Annotated in this window: 4 protein-coding genes and 2 tRNA genes; 4 read left to right on the top strand and 2 right to left on the bottom strand. The window is 50.5% G+C overall.

The features are described 5' to 3' along the window. The first annotated feature begins 340 nt into the window (after positions 1–340). Both murB and birA read left to right on the top strand, forming a co-directional pair. Entirely contained in the window at positions 341–1378 is a 1038-nt protein-coding gene (gene murB / locus N6G83_RS53855; RefSeq protein ID WP_211136837.1) for a UDP-N-acetylmuramate dehydrogenase, read from the top strand. Next, complete coding sequence (gene birA, locus N6G83_RS53850) at positions 1375–2337, top strand: bifunctional biotin--[acetyl-CoA-carboxylase] ligase/biotin operon repressor BirA (protein WP_211136838.1); 963 nt, start codon at positions 1375–1377, stop codon at positions 2335–2337. Before murB ends, birA begins: the two co-directional genes overlap by 4 nt. Before the next feature lie 41 nt (positions 2338–2378). Here the strand turns inward: birA and coaA are convergent, their stop codons facing one another. Both coaA and N6G83_RS53840 read right to left on the bottom strand, forming a co-directional pair. Further along, entirely contained in the window at positions 2379–3329 is a 951-nt protein-coding gene (coaA, locus tag N6G83_RS53845) for a type I pantothenate kinase (RefSeq protein WP_199063815.1), read from the bottom strand. Between the two features lie 220 nt (positions 3330–3549). Then, positions 3550–4098, bottom strand: coding sequence for a GNAT family N-acetyltransferase (locus tag N6G83_RS53840; protein ID WP_024531374.1), 549 nt, complete (start codon positions 4096–4098; stop codon positions 3550–3552). A 393-nt stretch (positions 4099–4491) separates the two neighbouring features. Here N6G83_RS53840 and N6G83_RS53835 point away from each other — a divergent pair. Together N6G83_RS53835 and N6G83_RS53830 are read left to right on the top strand one after the other, a co-directional pair. Beyond that, a tRNA-Thr gene (locus tag N6G83_RS53835) sits at positions 4492–4567 on the top strand. Positions 4568–4592: 25 nt separating this feature from the next. Beyond that, a tRNA-Tyr gene (locus tag N6G83_RS53830) sits at positions 4593–4677 on the top strand. The last annotated feature ends 173 nt before the right edge of the window (positions 4678–4850 follow it).

The following is a 4850-nucleotide window of genomic DNA, read 5'->3' as shown; positions in this document are numbered from 1 at the left end:
GCACATTACTCGGCTATCCCGAATTATCTCTTCATTGGTAAATGATTAAATATAACCGGGTTCCCACCTGGAAATATTCATGAAATTTTTAGTTCCAAACCGGCCAGGCTAATTCATACATATCATTAATGCTGATAGATTTTATATAACTCAGACTTCTGCAAGAGTCGAGATAATGTAATTATCATATTGTTATGATTTACAAGGATATTTTTAATAGCCCATGAGAACTGCGGTTATTAGCTAACAAGAAATTACAAGTGAATAAAAACAAATAATAGCCATGCGCGGTGGATCGAGTAGACTAGATGATAATTTGTTCCGTCAGAGTATTTAAATCATGTCTACTGAAAGCGCGTCTTTAAAACATCACAATACTTTTGCGCTCCCGGTCAATGCAGCGCATTTAGTCATTGCTGAAGAAATTGAAATGATGATTAAAGCCTGGCAGCAGGCGCAAAAGCGCCAAGAGCCACTGCTGGTACTCGGTGAAGGGAGCAACGTCCTGTTCCTGGAGGATTTTGCCGGTACGGTCATGATTAACCAGTTAAAAGGTATCACGGTCAGGGAAGAGCAGGACGCCTGGCATCTGCATGTCAGCGCCGGAGAGAACTGGCACTATCTGGTTAGCCAGATGCTCGAGCGTGGCATCCCTGGGCTGGAAAATCTGGCCTTGATCCCAGGTTTAGTCGGTTCGGCCCCGATCCAGAATATCGGGGCGTACGGCATTGAGCTTAAACAGGTCTGTGAATATGTCGACCTGCTGAACCTGACTACGGGCGAAATCGATCGTATGGATCCTGAACGCTGCCAGTTTGGTTACCGGGAAAGCGTTTTTAAGCATGAGCTTAAGCAAGGCTTCGTGATTGTGGCCGTGGGTTTACGGCTTAGCAAACAGTGGAGCCCGCTGCTGAACTACGGCGACCTTGCCAAGCTGGATCCCAAGACGGTAACGCCGCAGCAGGTATTTGATGCGGTATGCGCCATGCGGCGCAGCAAGCTGCCGGATCCACGTATTACCGGCAATGCAGGCAGCTTCTTTAAAAACCCACTGGTGAGCGGGGAAGTCGCTAAAGCGTTATTAGCACAATATCCAGCAATGCCACATTATCCGCAGCCGGACGGGCAAGAAAAGCTGGCTGCCGGTTGGCTGATCGATCAGTGTTCACTCAAGGGGCATCAGATCGGTGGCGCAGCTGTGCACCGTCAGCAGGCCTTGGTATTGGTAAATGCCGATAATGCCAGCAGCCAGGATGTGGTTGCTCTGGCCAGGCACGTGCGCAATACGGTAGCGAAGAAATTCGATGTCTGGTTAGAGCCAGAGGTACGTTTTATGGGCGCTACTGGTGAGCTGGATGCCGTAGAGGTCATTTCATGAGAGACACCACTGTACCACTGAAGATCATCTCCCTACTGGCGGACGGAGAGTTCCACTCTGGCGAACATTTGGGTGAGTCATTGGGAATGAGCCGCGCAGCGATTAACAAGCATATTCAGACCATCCGGGAGTGGGGGTTGGATGTGTTCACGGTTCCGGGAAAAGGCTATAGCCTGCCTGCGGCGATCAACTTGCTGGATGCTGAGCGTATTCTTGGTTTACTGGAAGACAAGCGGGTCACGGTGTTGCCCGTCGTTGATTCAACCAACCAGTATCTGTTGGACAGGCTTGCAGAATTGACTTCCGGTGACGCCTGTATAGCCGAGTACCAGCAGGCAGGGCGTGGGCGGCGTGGGCGGCAGTGGATTTCGCCTTTCGGGGCCAACCTATATTTATCCATGTTCTGGCGTCTTGAACAAGGGCCTGCGGCCGCGATGGGGTTGAGCCTGGTTATTGGCATCGTGATGGCAGAAGTGTTGCAGCGGCTCGGTGCAGATCAGGTCCGTGTGAAGTGGCCCAATGATTTATACCTTAACGATCGCAAGTTGGCCGGTATTCTGGTTGAGCTGACCGGTAAAACCGGGGATGCAGCCCAGTTGGTGCTGGGAGCTGGTATCAACATGGCGATGCGTGAAACCAACGCTAGTCAGATTGATCAGCGCTGGATCAACCTACAGGAAGCCGGGATCACTATCGATCGTAATGAACTGGCCGCCAAATTGCTTAATGAGTTACGCAATTCATTACGGCAATTTGAAATAGACGGGTTAGCTCCCTTTATTTCACGTTGGCGTAAATTAGATAACTTTATCGATCGCCCAGTTAAGCTATTAATTGGTGAACAACAGATTTTCGGTATTGCCCGCGGTATTGATCAGCAGGGTGCATTACTGCTTGAGCAAGAGGGGGTAATAAAACCCTTTATTGGTGGTGAAATATCTTTGCGGAGTGCTGAATAAGCTAAAATAAGAGAGGCCACTGGCCTCTCTTTCGCTATCTATTATTTCCGTAACCGTACACTGTCCACTGCGTGATTGGCGCTCTTAGTCATAATCAAGCTGGCCCTCTCGCGAGTGGGTAAGATATTTTGCTGTAAATTCAGACCATTAATCTCATTCCACAGCTGGGTGGCGATGTTGATCGCCTCCGTTTCCGGCAACTGCGCATAGCTATGGAAATAGGAGTCTGGATTAGAGAACGCACCCTGACGGAATTTCAGGAAGCGGTTGATATACCAGCTTTGCAATAGATCGCCAGGGGCATCGACATAGATGGAGAAATCAACAAAGTCGGAAACAAATACCCTGTGAGGATCGTGTGGATAGTCCATCCCGCTTTGCAAAACATTCAATCCTTCCAGGATCAGAATATCAGGCTGTTCGATAACTTTATTGCCTTCAGGCACGACGTCATAGATCAGATGAGAGTAAACCGGGGCAGTAACACGTTTGGCACCGGATTTAACTTCCGAAACGAATTTCACCAGGCTATGCATATCGTAGGATTGCGGGAATCCTTTCTTCTTCATCAGGCCGCGCTCGTTCAGCACCTTGTTCGGGTGCAGAAAGCCGTCTGTGGTGATCAGCTCCACGCTACGATGTTCCGGCCAGCGGCTCAACAACGCCTGCAACAAACGCGCCGTGGTACTTTTACCCACCGCTACGCTGCCAGCAATGCCGATCACATAAGGAATGCGTTGGCCATCTGTGCCAAGGAATTGCTCCAGAACTGCCTGGCGACGCAGGTTAGAACTGATATAGAAGTTCAGCAACCGTGAGAGCGGCAAGTAGATCTGCGCGACTTCTTCCAAGGAGAGATCTTCGTTAATCCCTTTGAGTTTAACAATCTCTTCTTCCGACAGCGTCAGCGGCACCGAATCCCGTAACGCGGCCCACTGGCTGCGATCGAACTGAAGGTAAGGCGTCGCTAAAGATTGATCTCTTTTTATCATAAGCCAAATTCTGCCTGTTAACGCAGGTTGGGAAAGGCGCTGGACGCCAACTCCAGATAATAATCAAACTGCATATTATAGACAGCTGGCTTTTAGGCGTAGACTTTTTTCGCATTTGTGGTCGATTAGTGGCAGTTTTTACCAATAGTGCGAACAGGTACGCAATTGATAAAGGGCTTGTTGCAGGGCGGTATCACTGGGTAATGATACCGTTTTCAGGTCAGCTTGCGGCGGCGCGAGAGGGTTGCTGAACGGCAAACAGCCGCTTGTAGTAAATCGCCGTCGGGTGGTAATACCCGTCGGGAGCCGCGGCGTAATCGGGTATCTCCCCGAGGCAGCGGTAACCTAACGAGCGATACAGCGCTTCGGCTGCAGAGCCGGCCTGGGTGTCCAGATAAAGCAGGCCACGGTGGATCTCAAGCGCCGTTTTTTCCAGCGTTTTCATCAACGCCTGGCCAACGCCATTGCGACGGGCGCGGCTGTGCACCAGCAGTTTTTGTACTTCGGCCCGGTTGCGGCCGTTGGGCTTCTGACACAGGGCTAGTTGGGCTGTGCCAATGACACCGCTTTCATCTCTGGCAATCCACAATAGCAACTCTCCTTTGGCCAATGCTGGGCGCAGGCTATGGAAGTAGCTCTCGGCATCTTCGTGGGGAATTTGCGTGTCGTAACCTACTGAAGCCCCGTGAGTGACCGCATCGGTGAGCAACTGCGCCAGCTCGGCGCGGTAAATGGGAAGCGTTGCCGCATTGATCAGGACAATTTTCATCGGTCATACCTCCTTGCAATTAGGGATAATGAAGATAAGCAATAAGCGGGCCAATGCGGCTAACCTTTGCGGGGGCCGTTAGTCCAGGGATGAAAGCGGTATATCGGCACCATCGGAGAGCACCGTCCTCTTTGTGGTGCATTACCCCGATAGCCGCTTTCAACCGATAGGCTATCCTTGATTGAGCGATACGACAAAGTGCAGGGAAAGCATCAGTAGGGTAGGTCTAAAATAGTTTAGATTAATGCCCATAATTGATGAAATTTTGCGCCTCAACGGTAAAAAATTGCGAGCCGGATGCAGAAATCGGCTGATTTATGAGCGATAGGGCTTAGATCGCAATTTTTTTGTTGCATAGCCCGTCAGCTCTACCTAGAATGCGCTGCACTTGATGCCGGCTTAGCTCAGTAGGTAGAGCAACTGACTTGTAATCAGTAGGTCACCAGTTCGATTCCGGTAGCCGGCACCATTCAAGTATAAAGTAGTTAAAATCTGGTGGGGTTCCCGAGCGGCCAAAGGGAGCAGACTGTAAATCTGCCGTCACAGACTTCGAAGGTTCGAATCCTTCCCCCACCACCATATTAGACCCGAGGTACTGGGTCACACCGAGCGGTAATGCTGAATCAAGCGCCGGTCGGGGAAGGTGAAAACCTTCAAACAGTTCGCGCCGCGTAACGGAAGTTGCTGGCACGAAGGGTGAAGAGTTAAGCGACGAACAATCCTTCTCTCCACCTTTAAAGTCTACAGAAAAG

The sequence above is a fragment of the Serratia sp. PL7 genome, from assembly GCF_945957435.1.
This window is presented reverse-complemented; position numbering and strand designations above follow the sequence as displayed.